This window comes from Pacificispira sp. HM-600 (assembly GCF_977993705.1).
Genome location: NZ_OZ388079.1, coordinates 815,328 through 838,518 on the forward strand (window position 1 = coordinate 815,328; position 23,191 = coordinate 838,518).

Here is a 23,191-nt window from a genome sequence, read left to right on the forward strand (position 1 = left end):
ACCGAGGGACCGGCGGACGGTCGCCAGCTCACCAAGGTGGGCGGATGCGAACACCACCTCGAGCGCCGCAACGCACAGCATCCCCGCTGCTGCTCTCCCGCGATCAACGGCAACTTGGCGATCGGCTCTACGCGCGAGCCCATCGCGGAGAGCTCGTCGCGGTGCGACCCGGCGTCTACGCTCCGGCGGACTGGTGGGCAGACCTCAAGCCATACGAGCGCTATCGAGAGCGCGTTCATGCCGCCGTCTTGGCTTTCCCGGATGCGTTGTTCTTCCGCGAGTCGGCAGCCGCTCTACACGGTCTGCCACTTTTCGGCGAGGCATCCCACATTCATCTCTTCGACGGGCAAGCGAGAGCGACAACGACGTTCGGCGATGTCGTCGTGCACGCCTCGAAGACCCCTCGCGCAGCGGTTCGCATGGAGGGCGAGGATGCACTCGCAACGGGACTACTCGAGACGATCGTTGACACGGCACGAGCGTTACCGCCGGCGTACGGGCTGGCTCTTGTGGATGCCGCGCTGCATATGGGGGTGTCCCTCGACGCCCTGAGCGCGATTGTTGCCTCCGACAGCAACCGACGGGGCACGCGGAAGCTGGCGTGGGCGTTCGAGTTCGCCGATGCGCACTCGGAGTCGGTCGGCGAATCCGTGAGTCGCGCCGTGATCCATTGGCTCGGATTTCCCGTACCGACGCTGCAGCAGAGGTTCTGGTCGGAGGGCCGCGAGGATCGAACCGACTTCTGGTGGCCGGATCATCGAATCATCGGCGAATCGGACGGGTACGGGAAGTATGCGGCCCACACGGCGACCGAGGCAGTACGAACCATCGTCGCGGAGAAGCTCCGCGAAGATCGATTGCGTCGTCAAAGCCGGGGATTCGCCCGATGGGACTGGAGCGATGCCCACCGCGTGAGGCCCGTGCGAGCGAAGCTGCTCGCCGCGGGGCTGCCGGTCATCGGTCCGCCGAACACCGCGATGCTCGCGACGCTCCGCGGCCGCACCCCCTGACCTCCACCCCGCCCATCTCTCACCGAACCGGCAGATTTGTCGCGAACCGGTGCGGATTCCGTCAAGGTTCGCGACGGATCTGCCGGTTCGAGGGCGGGGCGAGGTGGGCGGGGGCTAGGCGAAGGCCTCGACCGGCGGGCAGGCGCACGCGAGGTTGCGGTCACCCCACGCGTTGTCCACTCGGCGCACCGGCGGCCAGTACTTGTTCCGCACCAGCGCGTGCGTCGGGTACACCGCGCGCTCGCGGGAATACGGATGCTCCCACTCACCCGCAATCGCCGACTCGGCCGTATGCGGGGCGTTCACCAGCGGGTTGTCATCCGCCGGCCACCCCCCCGCCGCGACGGAATGCGCTTCGGCGTGGATCGCGATCATCGCCTCGACGAACCGCTCGAGTTCGGCCAGGTCCTCGCTCTCGGTCGGCTCGACCATGAGCGTCCCCGCTACGGGGAACGACATCGTCGGCGCATGGAACCCGTAGTCGATCAGACGCTTCGCCACATCGTCTACCGTGATCCCCGTCGCTTCGCGAAGAGGCCGCAGGTCGAGGATGCACTCGTGCGCGACCAGCCCGTTCTCGCCCGTGTACAGCACGGGGAAGTGGGCACGCAGCCGCGCCGCGACGTAGTTGGCGGCGAGCACCGCGGCGGCCGTGGCATCCCGCAACCCCTCGGCCCCCATCATCCGCACGTAGGCCCACGACACCGGGAGGATCCCCGCCGACCCGTGCGGCGCGCCCGAAACCGGCGCACCGTCGAAGACGAAGCCGCCCGCGTGGTCGGGACGCGGCGAGAACGGATGCCCCGGCAAGAACGGTGCAAGGTGCGCTTTCGCCGCGACCGGCCCGACGCCCGGCCCGCCGCCGCCGTGCGGGATCGCGAACGTCTTGTGCAGGTTGAGGTGCGACACATCGCCGCCGAGGTCGCCGAACCGCGCGTACCCGAGCAGGGCGTTGAGGTTCGCGCCGTCGACGTAGACCTGGCCGCCCGCGTCGTGCACGGCCTGCGTGATGTCGAGCACATCGTGCTCGTACACGCCGTGCGTCGACGGGTACGTGATCATCAGCGCCGCGAGGGTCGCGGCGTGCTCGGCGATCTTGGCGCGCAGGTCGCCGAGGTCCACGTTGCCCGCCGCGTCGCACGCCACCACGACGACCCGCATGCCGGCAAGCACCGCCGATGCCGCATTGGTGCCGTGCGCCGAGGACGGGATCAGGCAGACATCACGCCCGAGGTCGCCGCGCGAACGGTGGTACCCGCGGATCGCGAGAAGTCCCGCCAGCTCGCCCTGCGAGCCCGCGTTCGGCTGCAGCGACACGGCGTCGTATCCCGTGACCTCGGCGAGCCAGGTCTCGAGCTGCTCGATGAGACCCAGGTATCCGCGCACGTCCGCTTCGGGGGCGAACGGATGCACCCGCGCGAACTCGGGCCACGACACGGCCGCCATTTCGGTCGCCGCGTTGAGCTTCATCGTGCACGAGCCGAGCGGGATCATGCCCCGATCGAGCCCGTAGTCGCGGTCGGCGAGCGTCTTCAGATAGCGCATCATCGCGGTCTCGCTGCGGTGCGCATGGAATACCGGATGCGTCAGGTACTCGTCCTCGCGGAGCAGATCGGTTGGGAGTGCGCCGATACAGGCACCTTCGGCGCCGGAACGGGCACCCTCGCGCGTAGAACGGGCACCCTCGGGTGTGGTGGAGACGGCTCCGTCGGGCAGACCGAATGCCCAGGCGACCGCGGCCAGATCGGCCGGGGTGGTGGTCTCGTCCACCGAGACCCCGACTGTCGCGTCGTCGACCCACAGCAGTTGGTAGCCGCGCGAGCGGGCGCGCTCGATCACGCGAGCGGCTTCCCCCGGAACGAAGACGCGGAGTGTGTCGAAGAACGAATTCGACGCGAGCGTGAGACCGTACCCCCGCAGCACGGTGGCGAGTGCATCCGCCTTGCCCGCGACATCCGTTGCGATCGCGCGAAGCCCTTCGGGACCGTGATAGACCGTGTACATCGCCGCCATGACGGCCAGCAGCACCTGAGCGGTGCAGATGTTCGACGTCGCCTTTTCGCGACGGATGTGCTGCTCACGCGTCTGCAACGCGAGACGGTAGGCGGGGTTTCCGGCGGCATCGCGAGAGACACCAACCAGGCGACCCGGCAGCTGGCGTGCCAGGCCTTGGCGCACGGCGAGGTAACCCGCGTGCGGTCCGCCGTAGCCGAGCGGAACGCCGAAGCGCTGCGTCGTGCCCGCCGCGATGTCCGCGCCGAGCGAGCCGGGCGAGGCGATGAGCGTCAGCGCGAGCAGATCTGCCGCGACGACCGTGAGCCCGCCCTGCGCCTGCACGGCGGCGATGATGCCAGACGGGTCCCAGACTCGGCCGGACGCCCCCGGGTACTGGATGAGCGCGCCGAAGGTCTCGGGAAGGACGGATGCTTCCGTCTCTGAAGCGAAGTCGATCGTCCGCACCTCGATCCCGAGGGCGGTGGCCCGCGACGCCAGCAGAGCCCGCGTCTGCGGCAACGCGTCGGCATCGACCAAGAACACCTTCGACGTCGATTTCGATCCGCGCCGGGCGACGAGCATCCCCTCGACCACGGCGGTGGACTCGTCGAGCATGGACGCGCCGGCGATGTCGAGGCCCGTCAGGTCGGTCACCATCGTCTGGAACGTGATGAGGGCCTCGAGCCGACCCTGCGAGATCTCGGGCTGATACGGCGTGTAGGCCGTATACCAGGACGGATTCTCGAGCACGTTCCTCTGGATGACCGACGGCGTGAAGGTGTCGTAGTAGCCGAGCCCGATCATCGGGCGCGCCGCGCGGTTCGTCGAGGCCAGTTCGCGCAGTTCGGCGAGCGCTTCGGCCTCCGTCGATGCGGGCGGGATATCGCTCGTCGTGCGCTCGCGGACGCGGATTGCGCCCGGCACGGCGGCATCGAGCAACGCGTCGACGCTCGGATACCCGAGGACATCCAACATCGCAGCCTGGGCCGCCGCATCCGTCCCGATATGGCGCGCGGCGAAAGCGCCCGGCACCGTGCGCCCGGCGGGCTCTCCGTGCGACACGGTCATGAAGCCTGGCCCGTCAGGCCGATGTAGGCGGCGCGGTCGAGCAGCTCGGCCGGCGCGGACGCGTCGATGCGGATCTTCAGCAGCCACCCGTCCTCGAAGGGCGACGAGTTGATCAGGCTCGGGTCATCCGCGACCGCGTCGTTGACCGCGACGACATCGCCCGTCAACGGCGCGTAGAGCTCGCCGACCGACTTCGTCGATTCGATCTCACCGCACACCTGCCCGGCGCTCACGCCCGAGTCGACGGTCGGGAGCTCGACGAACACGACGTCGCCCAGCTTCTCGGCGGCATAGTCGGTGATGCCGACCGTCGCGATATCGCCGTCGATCGAAATCCACTCGTGTTCGGCGGTGTAGGACAGGGCGGTGAGATCGGTCATTTTTTCCTCCGATAGAACGGGGTGGCTGTGACGGTCGCGCGGATGCGCGTACCGCGGACATCTATGTGGAGCACGGTCCCCGGCGCCGAAACGGCCGGGTCGACGTAGGCGAGAGCGATGGGATGCCCGAGCGTGGGGCTGAGCGCACCGCTCGTGACCTCGCCCACCTCGGTCGCGACGGCATCGCCGCCATAGAACACGGCATAACCCGCGCGCCCGGCTCGGCGGCCTTCGGAAGCGAGGCCGACGAGCACACGAGCATCCGGAGCCGAAGGCGCGCTGGCGCCCTCTCGACCGACGAAGTCTCCGTCGCTCGCAACCGCGCGAGCGAGTCCGGCCTGAGCGGGACGGATGCTCGCCGACAGCTCGTGACCATAGAGCGGCATTCCGGCCTCGAGCCGGAGGGTGTCCCGCGCGGCGAGCCCGGCCGGCACGAGTCCGAGCGGTTCGCCGGCCGCGAGGAGTGCGTTCCACAGTTCCTCGGCGCGCGCGACAGGCACTGCGAGCTCGAATCCGTCCTCGCCGGTGTAGCCCGTCCGTGCGACGAGCACCGGGGCTCCGTCGAACCGTGCGGCCGCGGCGGCGTAGTAGCCGAGGTCGTCAAGGCTCGGCGCGAACTCGCCGAGGCCCTCGGTCGCGGCGAGGATCGCGGGCGAAGCCGGGCCCTGCACCGCGATGAGCGCGAGGTCATCGGACACATCCTCCACGCGAAAGCCCGCGGCGCCCGCCACGAAGCCGAAGTACGAGTCGGCGTCGGGCTCGGATGGCGTCGGTGAGGCGGGAGGCGGGACGGATGCCGCGCGCTCAGCGAGTGCGGTGGCCACGGCATCCCGATTCCCGGCGTTCACGATGACCACATAGTGGCCCTCCGCCAGGCGGTAGACGATGACGTCGTCGACGATTCCACCGCCCTCGGTCAGCACGAGACCGTACGAGGCCTTGCCGACGCGCATAGCCGACGAACGACCCGACAGGGCATAGTCGAGGAACTCGCCCGCACGGGCCCCGCTCACGATGAACTCGGCCATGTGCGAGATGTCGAACAACCCGGCGGCCGTGCGCACGGCGTGGTGCTCGGCGAGTTCGGAGGTATAGCGCACGGGCATCCACCATCCGCCGAAGTCGGTGAACGATGCGCCGAGTCGCTCATGCGCGGCGGCGAGGACGGTGCGCCGAGGCTCGGACGGCGAGCGCAGGGCATCGCCCGGTGGGGCCGTTGTCGGCGGGGTGGGGTCTGGCATGAGTTCTCCCGTGGTGGTGCGGGCGGGCGCCGATCGACGCCCGGTGAACTCCCCCTCTGTCATGTGCCTGAGAGTTTCGCCGAGACATCGATCAGGATGACTCGGTTTTCACCGTCGGCGGATCCGCTCGAAACGGATCTCTTTCCAGAGTGGCCCGACCCCCGCGGTACGCAATACCTGAGAGATTGGCGGGGAGGCTTGCTCCTTCGGTGCCCGGCGCGAAGCGGTGCCGGGGCTCTCCCGCAAGGGGTCATAGGGCCGATGTTCAGTTATCGCCGTGCAGTTATTGCCGACCATGGATGGTCTGACGCGGCCAGCATACCCACCGCGGGGCCTCGGGACGCACGTGGAGCGGCGCGGCGCGGGCAATCGGTCGCTGAGCCTGTCGAAGCTACGCACGATACTGAGGATCCGCTGCTCCCTTCGACAAGCTCAGGGAGCGTGACGCCGGGCCCGTCAGCGGGTGCAGGTGCCGGACGACACCGGGCTCTGCCATCCCGCGGCGCCCGCGACGATCGGGGCGAGTTCGGTGGACGTGGACGCGTAGCCGCGGCTTTCCCGCTCTCCGCCGCGCGCGAAAACGAGGCCGGCCACATCGCCATCCGCGGTCAGCAGCGGCCCTCCCGAGTTGCCGGGCCGCACATTCGCATCGAGCGTGTAGATCTCGCGAAGGTTCGAGGATTCGTCGTAGATGTCCGGCACCGGCACCGTCCCCACCGCGAGGACCGCGGCCGACATGGACTCGAAGGGTCCGCCGTGCGGATACCCCTGCACGGCCGCCGACGAGCCCGCGGACAGCACGGGGGCGACATCCAGAGGTTCCGCGTCAAGATCGTCGACGGCCACCACCGCAATGTCACCGACCGGGTCGAAGTAGACGACCCGTCCGTCGCGCGCCCCGCGTCCGGGCAGCTCGACAACCGGCCGATCGACGCCCGCGACGACGTGAGCGTTCGTCACGACACGGTCCTCGGAGATGACAAAACCCGAGCCACTCGAGCTCAGGCCGCAGGCGTATGCCACTCCGGTAATACGAGCGACGGATGCCGCGGCCTCCGCGAGTTCCGGATCGTCGAGCTGCACGGGGGGCTGGACCGCCGCGGTGCCCGGCAGCAGCAGACCCCCGAGCGTGGGGATTGCGTCGCCGAGCACGGCGCCGCGCAGCTCTGCGAGTCCCGCTTGGAGGGGACGCGGCACGATGCTCTCGATGACGGTGAGTACGCGCGACGAGGCGATCGCGGTCGAGACGACGGGCGTTCCGGTCGCCGCGAGTCCGGAGCCGACGAGCGACACGGCGAGCGCCGCGGCCACGAGCGTCAGCCCCCCGCCCAGCAAGCGATCGACGCCGCGCAGTGGGGTGCGGTCGACGCCGCGCCGCAGGGCGTTGCCCGCCGCAGACCCGAGCGCCGCGCATCCGGCCAACAGCAGCAGCGTGGCCACGATCACGGCGAGCGCGCGCCACATGGGCCAGGGCAGAGCGGCCGTCACAAAGGGCATCAGCCAGTACGCCGCGACGGCTCCGATACCGAGCCCGACGAGAGTCCCGAGACTTGCGAGCAGACCCCGCTGGAACCCGATGATCAGCGCGACGAGAAGCAGAACGAGCACGACGACGTCCACAACCTGCATGCGCCTGCCCCTCTCCGCCTCCGGTCTCGCACATCGAGCGGCCGGGCGCCGGACTCAGGATAAATCGCGTCGCTGAGAAGTCCCGGCAGGTGTCGCCGCGCGCCTGCTCGCCACTCGATCGTCGAAGTCGCCGCATGTTGCCGAGCCAGCCCCTTGTGTGCGGGCAACACCGGCGCTCTCGAGATCAACCGGCGCTTTCGGCACGAGCGGGGCTCAAGCCGGGAGCGGACACCGGGCGGCGGGCGGCGTCGCACGAGGTTTGCCTTCGAGTCGACATGACACTAAGATCGTCGAAGGTTAGAGTCACACTGACTCAAACAAGCCTCGCCCTCGAGATTACGAGTCAGCACACCATGAACACAGCACCCGCAGCCACGGTCGCTGAGTCGCGAACGCCCGCAGGTCCAGCCGTCGCCACCGCTCCTGCCACCGCCGCCACCGGCACCGGCACCGGCACCGAAGCCACGCGTGTCGCGGTCTCGACCGTGATCTTCACCCTGCGGCGTCGTGCCCAGGATGACTCGGCAGCACTCGTCCTTCCCCTGGTGCGCCGCACACGCGATCCCTACGACCGGCTCTGGGCGTTGCCGGGCGGATGGCTCGACGCGACCGAAGGACTGGATGCCGCGGCATCCCGAACCCTCGGCGAAACCACGGGTCTCGCACCGAGCTACCTTGAGCAGCTCTACGCTTTCGGCGACGTCGACCGCTCCCCCAGCCGCGTCGTGTCGATCGTGTACTGGGCCCTGCTGCGTTCCGCAGAGGTGGACGCACAGGTGGCGGCCCACGCCGCGGGCAAGGACGCACCCGAGAACGTGGCCTGGTTCGACGCGGCTGATCTACCGAAGCTCGCCTTCGATCACAACCAGATCGTCGACTACGCGCTCTGGCGACTGCGCAACAAGGCCGGCTACTCGCGCATTGCGCACGGTCTGCTTGCCGACGAGTTCACGCTCGCGGAGTTGCGCGAGGCATACGAGTCGATCCTCGGCCGCAAGCTCGATCCCGCGAACTTCCGGCGTCAGGTCGAGAACTCCGGAACCCTGATTCCCACCGACGGCTTCCGCACCGGCAGCCACCGTCCCGCCCGCCTATACCGCTACAACCAGGATGTCGAGTTGGCCGAGCGCGGCCCGCTCGCCGCACCCGCACCTGCGCCGTCGCCGGCACCGAGCCGCGCATCCTTCGATTCGAGGACGACATGAACGCCACACCCCTCACCCTCAGCCCCTCGGTCACGCTCGACTCGTCGGTCGATCATGAGATCCAGCGGATCACCGCGGGACTCTCGGATGCCGAAACGTGCAACACCGACCTCGCCGCGGGACCGTGGAACTTCGACGGGCGCCCCGGATACGGTCCGGGGTCATCGATGGGCGATGTGATTCCCGCCGGTTCGCCGCGACAGGGTGAGCTACCGGTCGCGTACCGCGAGGCATCCGAAGCCGACCTACACGAACGCATCCTGGCCGCCAAACGCACACTCGGCGACCGCGTCGTGATTCTCGGCCACTTCTATCAGCGCGAAGAGGTGGTGGTCCACGCGGACTATGTGGGCGACTCGTTCCAGCTCGCCAACGCCGCCCAGGCACACCCCGAAGCCGAGGCGATCGTCTTCTGCGGGGTGCACTTCATGGCCGAGACCGCGGACCTTCTCTCGCGCCCCGAGCAGGCGGTCATCCTGCCCAACCTCGCCGCTGGCTGCTCCATGGCCGATATGGCGAACATCGATCAGGTCGAGGAATGCTGGGAGCAGCTCGAGGATGTCTATGGCCCGATGGATGCCGTGGATGCGGACGGCCTGGTGCCGGTCATTCCGGTGACGTACATGAACTCGTCGGCAGCCATCAAGGGGTTCGTCGGGCGGCACGGCGGGATCGTCTGCACCTCGTCGAACGCGCGGACGGTGCTCGAATGGGCTTTCGCGCGAGGCCGTCGGGTGCTTTTCTTCCCCGACCAGCACCTCGGCCGCAACACCGCCAAGGCCATGGGCGTTCCCCTCGAGCAGATGCCGATGTGGAACCCGAACCGCCCGCTCGGCGGCAACGACGAGGCCGCGCTCGACGACGCCCGCGTGATCCTGTGGCACGGGTTCTGCTCGGTGCACCGCCGCTTCACGGTCGATCAGATCGAGAAGGCGCGGGCCGAGCATCCGGGCGTCCGCGTGATCGTGCACCCCGAGTGCCCGATGCCCGTCGTCGACGCGGCGGACGAGGCCGGGTCGACCGATTACATCCGCAAGGCGATCGAGACCGCTACCGAGCCGATGACCTTCGCCATCGGTACCGAGGTCAACCTCGTGCAGCGGCTCGCGGCGGAGCATCCGCAGCACACCATCTTCTGCCTCGACCCGGTCGTCTGCCCGTGCTCGACGATGTATCGCATTCACCCCGGTTACCTCGCGTGGGTGCTCGAGGAACTCGTCGGCGGCTCTGTCGCTGGCTCGGGCACGGTCGTCAACCGCATCACGGTCGCCGCCGACGTCGCTGAGCCCGCACGCATCGCGCTCGAACGGATGCTGGCGGCCAAGCCCGCGCCCCAGGTGACGGCATGACGAGCGCCATCGTCGTCGGCAGCGGCATCGCCGGACTGACCGTCGCGCTGCACGCCGCACGCGCGGGCGTCGAGGTCACGCTCGTCACGAAGGACGTGCTCGAGCACGCCAACACACGGTACGCGCAGGGCGGCATCGCGGGCGTCATGTTCGCCGACGATCGGGCAGCGGATCACGCACGCGACACGCTGTCCGCGGCCGCGGGTCTCGGCGACCCCGCCGCGGTCGACGTACTCGTCACCGAGGGGCCGGAACGCATCCGCGAGCTGATCGCGCTCGGCGTCGCCTTCGACCGTGACGCCTCGGGCGCCTTCGTCAAGGGCCTCGAGGCCGCGCACTCGTACCCGCGCGTACTGCACGCGGGTGGAGACGCCACGGGCACGGCGATCGAGACCGCGCTCGTCGCGGCCGTCCGCGCCTCGGTCGTGGAGATCATCGAGCACGCATTCCTCGTCGATGTGACGCTCGACGACGGACGCGTGAGCGGTGTCGACCTGCTCACGAGGGAGGGCCGGCGGATGCTCCGGGCCGACGCCGTCGTTCTCGCCACCGGAGGTGCGGGTCAGCTTTTCGCCCACACCACCAACCCCTCCGTGGCAACGGGCGACGGCATCGCCGCGGCGCTCCGGGCCGGAGCCGAGGTTGCGGATCTCGAGTTCGTCCAGTTCCACCCGACGGTGCTGGCAGAGGGCGAGCCGTTCCTCATCTCGGAGGCCGTTCGCGGTGAGGGCGCAACCCTGATCGACGACGACGGCCGCCGCTTCGTGTTCGACACGCACCCCGACGGCGAACTCGCGCCGCGCGACGTCGTCGCCCGCGCCATCGCCCTGCGCATGCTCGAACAGGATGGGCGGCCCGTCCACCTCGACGCAACACGGCTGGGCTCGACGGGACAGAGTTCGACAGGACAGGGCTCGACAGGACAGGGCTCGACAGGACTGGGCTCGACAGGACAGGGCTCGACAGGACAGGGCGCGACGGCATCCTTCCTGACACGTCGCTTCCCGACGATCGACGGAGCCGTCCGCGAGCGGGGCCTCGACTGGGCACGCGAACCCATCCCGGTGACACCCGCGGCGCACTACCTGATGGGCGGGATCGTCACGGATCTCTCCGGGCGGACGAGCCTGCCCGGCCTGTATGCGGTCGGCGAGGCGGCGCGCACGGGCGTGCACGGCGCCAATCGTCTGGCGTCGAACTCGTTGCTCGAGGGCGCGGTGTTCGGCGCGCGGGCCGCCGCCGCCCTCGCGACCTCCGGTCCCACCCCCATCGCCCCCCGTTCCGCTCCCCTGGCAGTATATGGGGCTCGACGGGCCGGGACACCCCAACTTCTGCCAGGCGAGCAGCCCGCGACCTTCACGCGGAGGGCGCTGCAGCGCGTGATGTGGGAGAACGTGGGGGTGGTGCGCGATGAGCGCGGCCTGCGGCGAGCGCAGGACGTCGTCGACGGATGGCTCGCGCAGCCGCGGACTCCGCGCTCGCAGGCCGAGTTCGAGGACGAGAACCTGTTGCAACTCGCGGCCGCGACCATCCGTGCCGCCATCGCGCGACGGGAATCTGTCGGCGCGCATTACCGCAGCGATGACCCGAGCCTCTCTTCCCCCGTCGGCATCGCATTCCCCGCTCTCGTCGCAGGCGCAGGATGCTGACCCGCGCCGCGATCGATCGCGCCGTCTCGGCGGCGCTCGAAGAAGACGCACCCTGGGGCGATGTCACGAGCCAGTTCCTCATCCCGCCGACCGCGGTCGCGCGCGCCGAGTTGGTCGCGCGGGACCACGGCGTCTTCAGCGGCGGTGAGGTCTTCGCGGCAGCGTTCCGGCTGACAGATCCCGCGATCCGCGTCGAGCTCACGGTGGCCGACGGCACTGAATTCGCCCCGGGCACCGTCCTCGCGGTCGCGGAAGGCCCCGCGCGAGGCGTGCTGACCGCCGAACGTGTCGCCCTCAACTTCGTGCAGCGGATGTCGGCGATCGCGACGCTCACGGCGCGATTCGTCGCCGAAGTCGCACACACAGGGGCCCGGATCGTCGACACGCGCAAGACAACGCCGGGGCTGCGCGCGTTCGAGCGGCACGCCGTCATGAGCGGCGGCGGCCACAACCACCGGCACTCGCTCTCGGACGCCGTGATGGCGAAAGACAACCACCTGGCTGTGCTGCAACGCAGTGGCCTCTCGGTCACGGCCGCGCTGCAGGGCGCGATCGCACGACTGCCGCACACGACGCATGTCGAGGTCGAGGTCGATCGCCTCGATCAGATCGAGCCCGTGCTCGCCGCCGGCATCGGCACGATCCTGCTCGACAATTTCTCGCTCGGGGACCTGCGTCGCGGTGTTCAGCAGGTCGCGGGTCGCGCGCTCGTGGACGCGAGCGGCGGCGTGCGGCTGGACACCGTGCGGGCGATCGCCGAGACGGGCGTGGACATCATCTCGGTCGGCGCTCTGACCCATTCCGCACCGGCTTTGGATCTCGGGCTCGACATCCTCGTGGACGATCCGCACCGATCCGAGGACTGAGACCGGATGCTCTACCTCGACAACGCGGCGACGACCCCGGTGCGGCGCGAAGCCCTCGAGGCGATGATTCCGTACCTCACGACCGAGTTCGGCAACCCCTCGAGCCACCACACGTTCGGCGAACGGGCGGCCGCCGCGCTCGCCGACGCGCGCGGCACCGTCGCTCGCGTGCTCGGGATGCGGCCGAGCGACGTCGTCTTCACATCCGGCGGCACCGAGGCGAACAACCTCGCGGTCAAGGGCATCTCCATCGCCGCGCATCTCGCCCGACCCGCCGACAGTGCAGCTGACGTGCGTGGTCGCCGCCACATCATCACGACGCCGATCGAGCACGAGTCGATCCTCGAGTCCGTCGACTACCTCCGCAGGGTGCACTCCTTCGCGGTGACGCAGCTGCCGGTTGACGCGGTCGGCCGCGTCGATCCGGGCGATCTCGAAAAGGCGCTCCGCGACGAGACCGCACTCGTGACCCTCGGGTATGCCAACAACGAGATCGGCACGATTCAGGATGTCCCGGCCCTGGCCGCCATCGCGCGCGCCCGGCGTGTTCCGATCCACGTCGACGCGGTGCAGGCCGCCGGATGGCTCGACCTGTCGGCCGCGACACTCGGCGTCGACGCGATCTCGATCGCCGGGCACAAGGTCGGCGCTCCCCCCGGCACCGGGGCGCTGGCCGTCCGCGGACGCGTTCCGATCGAGCCCCTGCTCCACGGCGGAGGTCAGGAGCGCGGTCGTCGAAGCGGCACCGAGAGTGTCGCCGGCGCGGTGGCGCTCGCAACCGCGCTCACCCTCGCCGACGCCGAGCGTGTCGAGGCATCCACCCGAGTCGCCGGGTTCCGCGACGCGTTCATCGCGAAGGTTCTCGACGCCGTCCCGACGGCACGTCTGACCGGCCACCCCGTGCACCGCCTGCCCGGCACGGCCAGCTTCACCTTTGCCGGAACGAGCGGGGAGGCCGTTCTGCTCGAACTCGAACGGCGCGGCATCGTGTCCTCGAGCGGGTCGGCGTGCGCCGCCGGCAGCGACGAGCCCTCGCATGTGCTGCTCGCGATCGGGATACCGGGCGAGGTAGCCCAGACATCCGTCCGCTTCACCTTCTCCGCCCGGATCGGGACGATGGATGGCGTTGCCGACGCTCGGACTCTGGGTGACGCCGTCGCGGCATCGGTCGCGGCCGTACAATCAGCCGCGTGACAATCAGCCGCGTGACAATCAGCCGCGTGAGCACGACGAACGATTCCGCGGGTCGCCCCGACGACGCGGTGGTCACTCTCGTCATCGCGGGATTCGACGTCGCTCCCTACGCCCGCGAAGCACTCGAGTCCGTCCGGGGGCAAACGTTCCCCGGTTGGCACGCCATCCTGATCGACGACCACTCAACCGACGGCACGCGCGAGATCTTCGCGGACGCGGCCGCATCCGACGACCGGTTCGCCTTCGTTGCGCAGCCCGAGCGTCGGGGCCTCGGCGCGGCACGCAACGCAGCCCTTGATCGCGTGCGCACCCCGTTCGTCGGATTCTTGGATGCGGACGACGTGCTCGTTCCGGGGGCGCTGGAACGCCTCGTCGGCACCCTCGAACGCACCGGGAGCGACTTCGTGGTGGGTGCGTACGCGCGCCTACGCCCCCGATCGGGTGTCGAACACGACGCCGACATGAGCACGGCGGCCATCTCCCGCACCGCCTACGAGGTCGGTACGGTGCAACCATGGGTCGCGGCCGCAACAGATCCCGAACGCACGGCGACGACGATCGAGGAGCACCCCGAAGCATCCGGCAACATCGTCGCCTGGTCGAAGGTCAGCCGCACCGACTTCTGGGTGCGGTCGGGACTCCGCTTTCCGGAGGGGCGCCTCTACGAAGACCAGGTCTTGGCCCAGGCGATGTACGCCCGCGCGCGTGCGTTCGACGTGATCCCCGACGTGGTGGTGCACTGGCGGGTGCGACCGGATGGTTCATCCATCACGCAGCGCGAAGCCGAACTGCCCGTGCTGCGCGACGCGCTGGACGCGATGAGCGCGGGCCTGGGGGTGTTGCGCGAGGCATCCGCGACCCGAGCAGTGCAAGCTCGTGCGGCGCTGATCCTCGCGATGGACGTGCCCCGTCTCGCGTCGATCGCGCGAGAGCACCCGGACGATGCCTATCGCCGCGCCCTCGGGGCTTTCGTGCGGGACGTCTGGGACGTGGCCGACGAATCCACCCGCGGACGCGTCGACCGCGATGTCGCGATCACCATCGACGCCGCGTCGCTCTGGTAGCCCCCTCGGTCGTTGAGCGAGCGCAACGAAACGAAACGCCCCGCGCGCCCCGGACCGGGAGCCGATCAGTGCGCGATGACCGGCTCAGCCGTCGTCGCCCCCGGACGTCCGTGCGCCAGCGAGATACCGTCGCCGCGGCGGCGGTAGAGCAGCGCGGCGATCACGAATCCCGTCGCGAAGAAGCCCGCACCCCACCAGTACGCCACGGTGTAGCTGTGGATCGCAGCCTCGGCGAGCACCTCCGGGCTCTCCGGCCCGTTGGCCGCGACGTACGCGGTCAGGGCGGTCGCGGCCAGCGTGTTCAGCAGCGCGGTTCCGATCGAGCCCCCGACCTGCTGGCTCGTATTGACCATGGCCGAAGCGACGCCCGCGAACTGCGGGTCCACTCCGAGCGTCGCGGTCTGCATCGCCCCGGGCATGATCGACCCCATCGCGAGTCCCATCACCATGAGTGCGGGCAGGATGTCGCTGGCATATCCGCTGTCATGGCCGAGACGCGTCAGGAGGATCATCGCGATCACGCCGAAGATCATGCCGATCGGCACGATGATCTTCGGTCCGAACCACGGCAGGAAGATGTTCGTCGAGAGCTGTGCCGCCAGCACCAGCATGACGATCATGGGCAGGAACGACAATCCGGTCTGCATCGCCGAGTACCCGAGCGAGACCTGGAGGTAGTACGTGACGAACAGGAAGACGCCGAACAGCCCGGCTCCCGCGATCAGCACCGAGATGTAGGACGCACCACGGTTGCGGTCCAGCACGATCGGGAGCGGCAGCAGCGGGTGGCGCGAGCGGCGTTGCCACAGCACGAAGACGACGAGCAAGACGCCCGACCCGGCGAGCATCCCCCATGACAGGGGCGAGTCCCATCCATCCGTCTCGGCGTTCGAGAACCCGTAGACGAGCAGGAACAGGGCACCCGACACGGCGAGCGTGCCCGGGATATCCAGGGTCGGACGGGGACCCGTGCGGGTCACGTGCCCGACGAAGAGGATCGCGCCGATGATCGCCACGAGGGCGATGAAGACGTTGATGTAGAGGTTCCAGCGCCAGTCGAAGTACTCGGTGAGGAATCCGCCGAGTAGCAGGCCGATCGCTCCCCCGGCGCCGGCGATCGCCCCGAACACACCGAAGGCACGGGCGCGTTCGCGCGGGATCGTGAAGGTCGTCGTCAGCATGGCGAGCGCGGTGGGGGCGAGCATGGCGGCGAAGACACCCTGCAGAGCACGGGCCCCGACGAGAACCCCGAACGTCGGCGCGGCACCGCCGAGCGCAGACGCGATCGCGAATCCGATCAGGCCGATGATGAACGTGCGCTTGCGTCCGATCAGGTCGGAGAGCCTGCCGCCCAACAGCAGCAGGCTGCCGAACGCGAGGGCGTATGCCGTGACGACCCACTGGCGGTCGCCGTTCGAGAACCCGAGGTCGGCCTGCGCAGCGGGCAGGGCGATGTTGACCACGGTCGCGTCGAGCACGACCATCAGCTGTGCGAGCCCGACCGTCGCGAGGGTCCACCACCGGCGGGACGAGGGCGCGGTCGCCGCGGGAACGGCGCTCGTGGAGGAGGAAGTCTGTGCCATGCGGAAACCATATACGAGAATCATCCGTTCCGGATACCAAACGTTCTGGATTAGGATGGAGAACAGCAGGAGAACGGTCACGCAGTCCGTCGACACCCGCGACCCGAACAGGAGAGGACCGCAATGACGCAGCCCGCACCCGCCCACGGAGTCACAGCAGCGCCCCGCCCGGGCCGCAAGAGGGACCACTCTCGAGACCCCGAGATCCTGCAGGCGGCGATCGACATCCTGGCCGAAGAAGGATTCGACGGCATGACGATAGACATGGTCGCGACTCGCGCGAAAGCCGGCAAGGCGACCCTCTACCGACGTTGGCCCTCGAAGGCTGAGCTCGTCCTGGACGCGATCGGATGCATGAAGGCGGCCGACCTCTCCCCCGACAAGCTGCCCGACACGGGCACCCTGCGCGGCGACCTCATCGGCATGATCACGTCCCGCACCGCCGAAGATGCCGAGCGACGGCTGCGCGTCATGGCGGGGGTCGCGGCGCTGCTCACCCGCGAGCCCGAACTGACCGATGCCGCGAGTGCCGTCCTGATGGCACCTCGCATCACGGCGATCCGGGGGCTACTGCAACGCGCGCTCGCGCGGGGTGAGATCCGAGCGGACGCGGATCTGGATGCGCTCGCCGAGCTCTTGCCGGCCATGGCAGCGTTCCGGGGGCTCGTTGAGCGCAAGCCCATCGACCGGGAGTATCAGATCTCGTTGATCGACGGCATCCTGCTGCCCGCCGCAGGAGTTCTGCGCCGCACGCCCTGACGGCGTTCGCTCAGACGAGGCCGCTGGATGCCTCGACCTGCCGTATCGCCAGCTCGGCGTACAGCCCACCGTCGGCCATCAGCTCCGCGTGCGTGCCGCTCTCGACGATGCGACCACCCTCGACGACGTGGATGACATCGGCGCCGACGACCGTCGAGAGGCGGTGCGCGATCGACAGCGTCGTGCGACCCCGCGCCGCAGCATCCAGTGCACGTTGCACGACCCGCTCCGAAACGGTGTCGAGGGCGCTCGTCGCCTCGTCGAGCAGCAGCACCGGGGGATCCTTCAGCAGCACCCGCGCTATCGCGATCCGCTGCTTCTCGCCACCGGAGAGGCGGTATCCCCGCTCCCCCACGACAGTGTCGTATCCGTCGGCGAACCCCTCGATCACGTGGTGGATGTTTGCGGCGCGGCAGGCATCTTCCAGCTCTGCCTGCGTCGCGTCCGGCTTGGCGTACGCGAGATTCTCACGCACCGTCGCGTGGAACAGGTACGTCTCTTGCGACACGATCCCGATGTTCTCGATGATCGACGCCTGCCGCAGGTCGCGCACGTCCGCGCCGGCGAACAGCACGGAGCCGGAGGATGCCTCGTACAGCCGCGGCGCCAGGTACAGAATGGTCGTCTTGCCCGCCCCGCTGGGCCCCACGAAGGCCACATGCTGGCCCGGCTCGGCGACGAAGGACACCCCGTCGAGCGTCGGTCGTGTCGTGCCGGCGGCGTCGGGGTAGCGGAAGGTCACATCACGGAACTCGACGCGCCCGAGCGGACCGGGAGCGGCCTCGACATCCGTCGCCACGGGCGACTCGGTGATCGCGGGGTCGAGATCGAGGTATTCGAAGATGCGTGCGAACAGCGCCTTCGACGTCTGCAGGTCGAGCGCCACGCGCATGAGAGCCATCAGCGGGAACAGGAGGCGCGCCTGCACGGTCGTGAACGCGACGATCACGCCCGCCGAGATGTCCGCGCTCCCGCCCGTGATGAGCAGACCCGCGACGAGGTAGATGATCGCCGGGACCGACGACATGATGATGCTGACGATGCCGAAGAACCACTGGCCCGACATCGCCTGCCGAACCTGCAGCACGACCTGATTGCCGTTCTCGACCGTGTAGCGCTCGATCTCGGCGCTCTGCCGGTGGAACGCCTTGGCCAGCAGAATGCCCGAAACCGACAGCGTCTCTTGCGTGATCGCGGTCAACTGCGAGAGCGACTCCTGCGTCTCGGCGGCGATCTTGGCGCGCACCTGGCCGACTTTGCGCTGGACGAACACGAGCCCCGGCAACAGGCCGACCGCGATCAAGGTGAGTCGCCAATCGATCAGAACCATCGCCACCACCGAAGCGATCACGGTGACGGTGTTGCCGAGGATGCTCGTCAGCGTGTTGGTGAGCACTCCCGCCACTCCGCCGACATCATTCTGTAGCCGGGACTGGATGACGCCGGTTTTCGTCCGCGTGAAGAACGACAGGTCCATGGCCTGCAGGTGGGCGAACAGTCGAACCCGCAGATCTCCGGTGACGCGGTTTCCGACGGTCGAGGTGAGCCAGGACTGCAGCACGTTCAGACCCGCGGATGCGACGAACAGGCCGATCATGAGGGCCACGAGTTCGACGAGCAGACGAAGGTTCGGCCCGGCGTCGCCCGCCGGAAAAAGTGCCGAGTCGAAGATGACCTCGATGATCAGTGCGGGGACGACTCCGATCGCGGCACTGACCACAACAAGGGCGGCGGTGACGGCCAGGCGCGCTCGATACGGCCGGAAGAGCGCGACAATGCGCCTCCCCAGGTTCGGGATATCGGGGGCGTCGGCATTGCGTTCGCGCTGTGCGTCAGCGTCCACCCCACGGGTCAGACCCCCGCCGAAGCCCCCGCGTGGCATGCTCATCCGCTCAGCCTAATCCGGCCCGCGGACGCTGGATCGGGCGCGGCTAGGATGGCGGCATGAGCTCGACACCTGACATCCCCACGCCCAGCGATGACGACCAGCTCGACGATCTGCGAGAAGAGAGCCGCGACGAGATCGAGGCGCCCGAAGAGAAGCTGCTCGAGGGTATCCTTCCGGTTCCCGAACCGACCGACCCGATCGGCTCCGCTTTCGAGGACGATTCCGACCGCGCGTAGGCAACACGCGTCGGCGCGCTTTCATCGCGCGTCAGAAATAGTATGCGTGAGCGGGAATTCTGCGCGCGTGGTCGCCGTTGCTGTCGTAGCTCGCCATCCTCGGATGGCTGGCTCGCTCTGCCTCGAAGGCCACGGCGACGATGCACGTCCTCGACGAGAACCGGCCCCGTCCCCGCTTTACCCGAAGGAATCCCTTGACGCTGCAGGACTCACCCCCGGAAACCGCGTCCGCGCCGACCACCCCCGCCGTGAAGACCGGACCGGTCATCGCGCTGCTCGTCGTCGCCGCGTTCGTCGTCATCCTCAACGAAACCGTCATGGGCGTTGCGTTGACGCCCATCATGGAACACCTCGGCGTCACGGCCGCGACCGGGCAGTGGCTGACGACCGGCTTCCTTCTGACGATGGCCATCGTCATCCCGCTGACGGGCTTCATTCTCGAACGCTTCCCGCTCCGCAACGTCTTCTTCGCGGCGATGATCCTCTTTTCCATGGGCACGTTGATCGGCGCTCTCGCACCCAGCTTCGAGGTGCTGCTCGCGGGTCGAATCGTTCAGGCTTCGGGAACGGCCATCATGATGCCGTTGCTGTTTACGACGGTGCTCAACGTCGTGCCGGCCTCGCACCGCGGCCGGATGATGGGTGTCATCACGATCGTCATCGCCGTGGCTCCCGCGGTCGGTCCGACGGTGTCGGGGCTCATCCTCTCCGTCGCGACCTGGCACTTCTTGTTCTGGTCGGTCCTGCCCATCGCTCTGATCGTGCTCGCACTCGGAGCGGTCTGGGTGCGCAACGTCACCAAGACCCGGCCGGAGGCACGTTTCGACGTCCTCTCCGTGGTGCTCTCCGCCGTCGGTTTCGGTGGTCTCATCTTCGGCCTCAGCAGCATCGGTGAGGCCGCCGCCGGTGACGCGCCGGTGCCGGTGTGGATCCCGCTGGTCGTGGGAGCTGTATCTCTCGTGGCGTTCGTGCTGCGTCAGCTTCAGCTGCAGAAGGTGGACGGCGCCCTGTTGGACCTGCGCACCTTCCAGAGCAAGACGTTCAGCCTCGCTGTCGTGCTCGTGGTGATCGTCATGGCCAGCCTGTTCGGTTCGCTGATCCTTCTCCCGATCTACCTGCAGCAGGTGCTCGGGCTCAACGTCCTCAGCGTCGGCCTGATGCTGCTCCCCGGCGGCGTCCTCATGGGCGTGATGGCTCCTTTCGTGGGAAGCGCATTCGACAGGTTCGGCCCGACCCCGCTCGTCATCCCGGGCATGGCCATCGCCGCCGCCTCGCTGTGGGGCATGGCGACCTTCGACACGGGGACCACGATCGGCTGGGTCATCGCCGTGCACCTCGGCCTGAACCTCGGCCTCGGTCTCGTCTTCACCCCGCTCCTGACCTCGGCGCTCGGATCGCTTCCCCCGCGCCTGTACCCGTACGGCAGCGCGACCGTCGGCACGATGCAGCAGGTCGCCGGGGCCGCGGGCACCGCACTTTTCGTCACGCTCATGTCGGTCACTGCCGCGGCAGCCCTCGCGGACGGAACCGATCAGGTCACCGCGACAGCGTCAGGCGTGCACACAGCGTTCTTCGTCGGCGCAATCCTCGCCTCCGCAGCAGTCCCTGTCGCCCTGTTCGTGCGCAAGCCCGCCGACATCGTCGACGCCAGCAAGACACCCACGCACTGAGGCGCCTCACGCGAGTTGCAGGTGCTGTCAAGCCCCTGGGGGCATGTGGCGAACCCCGCGTAGCGTCGCCCGCATGACTGATCTCACAGGAAAACGCATCGCCTTTCTCGCAACCGACGGCTTCGAGGACAGCGAATTGACCTCACCCTGGGCGGCTGTCACGAACGCGGGCGCGGCCGCCCTCATGATCGCACCGGAGGGCGCTTCGATCGAGGGCAAGAACGGCCACAAACAGGATGTGGACGAGACCTCCGCCTCAGCGGATGCAGACTCGTTCGACGCGCTCGTGCTCCCGGGCGGCGTCGTCAACGCGGACCACCTGCGCATGGACGAAGCATCCATCGCCTTCGCGAAGGCCTTCTTCGAGGCATCCAAGCCGGTCGGCGTGATCTGCCACGGCTCGTGGCTTCTCATCGAAGCCGGTGTCGTGGACGGACGCACGATCACGAGCTACCCGAGCCTGAAGACGGATCTGAAGAACGCCGGCGCCGAATGGGTGGACGAAGAGGTAGTCGTCGACCAAGGTCTGGTGTCCAGCCGAACCCCGGACGATCTCCCCGCGTTCAACACTCAGGTGATCGAGGAAATCGCGGAGGGCGCGCACGCCGGGCAACACGCCTGACCGACTGAGGGTAGCCTCGGCCCACGAACTGCTCGCCGAGCACTACGGGATGCCGCGACTCAGCTGCAGCAACCACCGCCGCAGCACGAGGTCGCGGCATCCTGAGTGTTCGCGGCGAGCAGGTTCTGCTCGTCCGAGACCGGCCGGAGGGTCTGGAGGGGCGCGCTCTGCGTGGCGTTCTGGGAGGTGGTCATGGTGTCCATGCTAATCACGCAATACCGATAGGGGCGCGTCGAGGCTCTAGCACGACGCATCCGCTCCGCACCAGACCATGCGTGAGACGGCGTGGCCACCCTAGGGTCGCCTCATGGATGACACGACGAACGACGGCAATGCCGACGGCACGGAGATGACGAAGAAAGAGAAGCGACGCGACCAGCTTCTCGCCGCACCCGACGCGGTGGAATCCGACGCGGCTCCGCGCATCGAGGTCTCGGAGCACGACGGCAACACCCGAATCGATATCGCGGACGCGGCCGCGGTCCGGCCCGGCGCCCCGCCGACGTCCGAGGAAGACGCCTGACGGGGAGGCCGGACGCGACTCGCGCCGGACGGATGCCTAGGGCTCCAGCACGACCTTGATGCAGCCGTCTTCCTTCTTCTGGAACGTCTCGTACATCTCGGGCGCACGCTCGAGCGGAACGCGGTGCGTCGTGAGGTCCATGACACCGAGCGGATCGCTCGAATCCTCGACCAGGGGCAGGATGTCATCGATCCAGCGCTTGACGTTGCACTGGCCCATGCGCATGCTGACCTGCTTGTCGAAGAGTGTCTTCATCGGCAAGATGTCCGCGTCGCCCGCATACACACCACTCAGCGAGACCGTGCCGCCACGACGGACGATGTCGATCGACGCGTGCAGCGCCGCCATCCGGTCGAGCCCCGCCTTCTCCATGAGAGGTCGTGCCACCGCGTCGGGAAGCAGCCCGATCGCGCTCTGCGCGGCGTGCACGCCCGGATTTCCGTGCGCCTCCATGCCCACGGCGTCGACAACCGCGTCGGCCCCGCGCCCGTCCGTGAGGTCGCGGAGCTCGTCGACGATGGTGTCGGTGAGATCGTAGGTCAGCGCGCCGTGACGCTCGGCCATAGCCCGGCGTTCCGGCACCGGGTCCACGGCGAGCACCCGGAAGCCGTGGTGCACACCCACGCGCGCCACGAATTGCCCCACGGGTCCGAGACCCATGACCGCCAAGGTGCCGCCGTCGGGAACATCGGCATACTCCACGCCCTGCCACGCCGTGGGCAGGATGTCGCTGAGGAACAAGTAGCGATCGTCGGGAAGCTCGCTGCCGACCCGGATGTGGTTGTAGTCCGCGTGGGGCACGCGCAGGTACTCGGCCTGCCCGCCCGGCACCTGGCCGTAGAGCTTGGTGTAGCCGAACAGCGCGGCGCCACTTCCGTACTCGCGCACCTGCGTCGTCTCGCACTGCGACTGCAGCCCGCGGCGGCACATGAAGCAGTGCCCGCACGAGATGTTGAAGGGCACGACGACGCGGTCGCCCACGGCGAGGTTGCTGACCTCGGAGCCGACCTCGACGACGACGCCCATCGGCTCGTGGCCGAGGATGTCACCGCGGCCGAGGAACGGGCCGAGCAGTTCGTACAGATGCAGGTCCGAGCCGCAGATGGCTGTGGAGGTGATCTTCACGATCGCGTCGGTGGGGAATTCGATGCGGGGGTCCGGGACCTCGTCTACCGACACGGATCGCTTGGCCTGCCAGGTGAGCGCCTTCATGATTCCTTCCTTCGCACAACGGGTATCGATGAGTCCCCCACGTTCGCT

The 23,191-nt window shown here is 68.7% G+C and carries 20 protein-coding genes and 2 riboswitches; of the genes, 12 read left to right on the forward strand and 8 right to left on the reverse strand.

What is annotated here, in order from left to right; translation table 11 throughout:
• Positions 1-44: 44 nt before the first annotated feature.
• Positions 45-1,010, forward strand: a complete 966-nt coding sequence (locus tag ACXZ1E_RS03800; protein WP_458042103.1) for a hypothetical protein — start codon at positions 45-47, stop codon at positions 1,008-1,010.
• 114 nt (positions 1,011-1,124) lie between these two features.
• Here ACXZ1E_RS03800 and gcvP read toward each other — a convergent pair whose 3' ends face one another.
• The 4 genes from gcvP to ACXZ1E_RS03820 form a co-directional block, all read right to left on the reverse strand.
• Complete coding sequence (gene gcvP, locus ACXZ1E_RS03805; RefSeq protein WP_458042104.1) at positions 1,125-4,073, reverse strand: aminomethyl-transferring glycine dehydrogenase; 2,949 nt, start codon at positions 4,071-4,073, stop codon at positions 1,125-1,127.
• The gene (gcvH, locus tag ACXZ1E_RS03810; RefSeq protein WP_458042105.1) at positions 4,070-4,453 is read right to left on the reverse strand and encodes a glycine cleavage system protein GcvH; all 384 of its coding nucleotides are present in this window, start codon (positions 4,451-4,453) and stop codon (positions 4,070-4,072) included. Before gcvH ends, gcvP begins: the two co-directional genes overlap by 4 nt.
• Entirely contained in the window at positions 4,450-5,757 is a 1,308-nt protein-coding gene (locus ACXZ1E_RS03815; RefSeq protein WP_458352037.1) for a glycine cleavage system aminomethyltransferase GcvT, read from the reverse strand. Before ACXZ1E_RS03815 ends, gcvH begins: the two co-directional genes overlap by 4 nt.
• A riboswitch (glycine riboswitch) is annotated at positions 5,741-5,848 on the reverse strand. (Overlaps the previous gene by 17 nt.)
• Positions 5,849-5,947: riboswitch (glycine riboswitch) on the reverse strand. It lies immediately after the preceding riboswitch.
• Positions 5,948-6,150: 203 nt separating this feature from the next.
• A complete protein-coding gene (locus tag ACXZ1E_RS03820) occupies positions 6,151-7,323 on the reverse strand; it encodes a MarP family serine protease (protein ID WP_458042106.1) in 1,173 nt (390 codons plus the stop codon).
• A 353-nt stretch (positions 7,324-7,676) separates the two neighbouring features.
• Between ACXZ1E_RS03820 and ACXZ1E_RS03825 the strand changes: the two genes are divergently transcribed.
• Genes ACXZ1E_RS03825 through ACXZ1E_RS03850 form a run of 6 tightly spaced genes read left to right on the forward strand, consistent with a single transcriptional unit; the run spans position 7,677 to position 14,650 of the window.
• Positions 7,677-8,528, forward strand: coding sequence for an NUDIX hydrolase (locus tag ACXZ1E_RS03825; protein WP_458042107.1), 852 nt, complete (start codon positions 7,677-7,679; stop codon positions 8,526-8,528).
• The gene (gene nadA / locus ACXZ1E_RS03830) at positions 8,525-9,877 is read left to right on the forward strand and encodes a quinolinate synthase NadA (RefSeq protein WP_458042108.1); all 1,353 of its coding nucleotides are present in this window, start codon (positions 8,525-8,527) and stop codon (positions 9,875-9,877) included. The genes ACXZ1E_RS03825 and nadA overlap by 4 nt, the downstream gene beginning before the upstream one ends.
• Complete coding sequence (locus ACXZ1E_RS03835; RefSeq protein ID WP_458042109.1) at positions 9,874-11,526, forward strand: L-aspartate oxidase; 1,653 nt, start codon at positions 9,874-9,876, stop codon at positions 11,524-11,526. The genes nadA and ACXZ1E_RS03835 overlap by 4 nt, the downstream gene beginning before the upstream one ends.
• Positions 11,520-12,392, forward strand: a complete 873-nt coding sequence (nadC, locus tag ACXZ1E_RS03840) for a carboxylating nicotinate-nucleotide diphosphorylase (protein ID WP_458042110.1) — start codon at positions 11,520-11,522, stop codon at positions 12,390-12,392. The genes ACXZ1E_RS03835 and nadC overlap by 7 nt, the downstream gene beginning before the upstream one ends.
• Before the next feature lie 6 nt (positions 12,393-12,398).
• Positions 12,399-13,586: a cysteine desulfurase family protein gene (locus ACXZ1E_RS03845; protein ID WP_458042111.1), complete on the forward strand. Its 1,188-nt coding sequence runs from the start codon at positions 12,399-12,401 to the stop codon at positions 13,584-13,586.
• 26 nt (positions 13,587-13,612) lie between these two features.
• The gene (locus ACXZ1E_RS03850; protein WP_458042112.1) at positions 13,613-14,650 is read left to right on the forward strand and encodes a glycosyltransferase family 2 protein; all 1,038 of its coding nucleotides are present in this window, start codon (positions 13,613-13,615) and stop codon (positions 14,648-14,650) included.
• 65 nt (positions 14,651-14,715) lie between these two features.
• Here ACXZ1E_RS03850 and ACXZ1E_RS03855 read toward each other — a convergent pair whose 3' ends face one another.
• A complete protein-coding gene (locus tag ACXZ1E_RS03855) occupies positions 14,716-16,233 on the reverse strand; it encodes an MFS transporter (RefSeq protein ID WP_458042113.1) in 1,518 nt (505 codons plus the stop codon).
• A gap of 123 nt (positions 16,234-16,356) precedes the next feature.
• Here ACXZ1E_RS03855 and ACXZ1E_RS03860 point away from each other — a divergent pair, with 123 nt between their 5' ends.
• Positions 16,357-16,992, forward strand: coding sequence for a TetR/AcrR family transcriptional regulator (locus ACXZ1E_RS03860; protein WP_458042114.1), 636 nt, complete (start codon positions 16,357-16,359; stop codon positions 16,990-16,992).
• 10 nt (positions 16,993-17,002) lie between these two features.
• On the opposite strand, the gene ACXZ1E_RS03865 is transcribed toward ACXZ1E_RS03860, so the two are convergent.
• Positions 17,003-18,880 carry an ABC transporter ATP-binding protein gene (locus ACXZ1E_RS03865; protein WP_458042115.1) on the reverse strand — a complete coding sequence of 626 codons (1,878 nt, stop codon included), beginning with the start codon at positions 18,878-18,880 and terminating at the stop codon, positions 17,003-17,005.
• Positions 18,881-18,936: 56 nt separating this feature from the next.
• Between ACXZ1E_RS03865 and ACXZ1E_RS03870 the strand changes: the two genes are divergently transcribed.
• The 3 genes from ACXZ1E_RS03870 to ACXZ1E_RS03880 all read left to right on the forward strand — a co-directional run bounded on the left by ACXZ1E_RS03870 (position 18,937) and on the right by ACXZ1E_RS03880 (position 21,408).
• Positions 18,937-19,116 (forward strand): hypothetical protein, encoded by a 180-nt coding sequence (locus tag ACXZ1E_RS03870; protein WP_458042116.1) that lies wholly within the window; start codon positions 18,937-18,939, stop codon positions 19,114-19,116.
• A gap of 194 nt (positions 19,117-19,310) precedes the next feature.
• On the forward strand, positions 19,311-20,786 hold the full coding sequence (locus ACXZ1E_RS03875; RefSeq protein WP_458352038.1) for an MDR family MFS transporter: 1,476 nt from the start codon (positions 19,311-19,313) through the stop codon (positions 20,784-20,786).
• 73 nt (positions 20,787-20,859) lie between these two features.
• Positions 20,860-21,408, forward strand: coding sequence for a type 1 glutamine amidotransferase domain-containing protein (locus tag ACXZ1E_RS03880; RefSeq protein ID WP_458042118.1), 549 nt, complete (start codon positions 20,860-20,862; stop codon positions 21,406-21,408).
• Between the two features lie 59 nt (positions 21,409-21,467).
• Here the strand turns inward: ACXZ1E_RS03880 and ACXZ1E_RS03885 are convergent, their stop codons facing one another.
• Complete coding sequence (locus tag ACXZ1E_RS03885) at positions 21,468-21,602, reverse strand: hypothetical protein (protein ID WP_396641691.1); 135 nt, start codon at positions 21,600-21,602, stop codon at positions 21,468-21,470.
• A 113-nt stretch (positions 21,603-21,715) separates the two neighbouring features.
• Between ACXZ1E_RS03885 and ACXZ1E_RS03890 the strand changes: the two genes are divergently transcribed.
• Positions 21,716-21,931, forward strand: a complete 216-nt coding sequence (locus tag ACXZ1E_RS03890; protein WP_458042119.1) for a multidrug transporter — start codon at positions 21,716-21,718, stop codon at positions 21,929-21,931.
• 36 nt (positions 21,932-21,967) lie between these two features.
• On the opposite strand, the gene ACXZ1E_RS03895 is transcribed toward ACXZ1E_RS03890, so the two are convergent.
• Positions 21,968-23,143 carry an alcohol dehydrogenase catalytic domain-containing protein gene (locus ACXZ1E_RS03895; protein ID WP_458042120.1) on the reverse strand — a complete coding sequence of 392 codons (1,176 nt, stop codon included), beginning with the start codon at positions 23,141-23,143 and terminating at the stop codon, positions 21,968-21,970.
• Between the last annotated feature and the right edge of the window lie 48 nt (positions 23,144-23,191).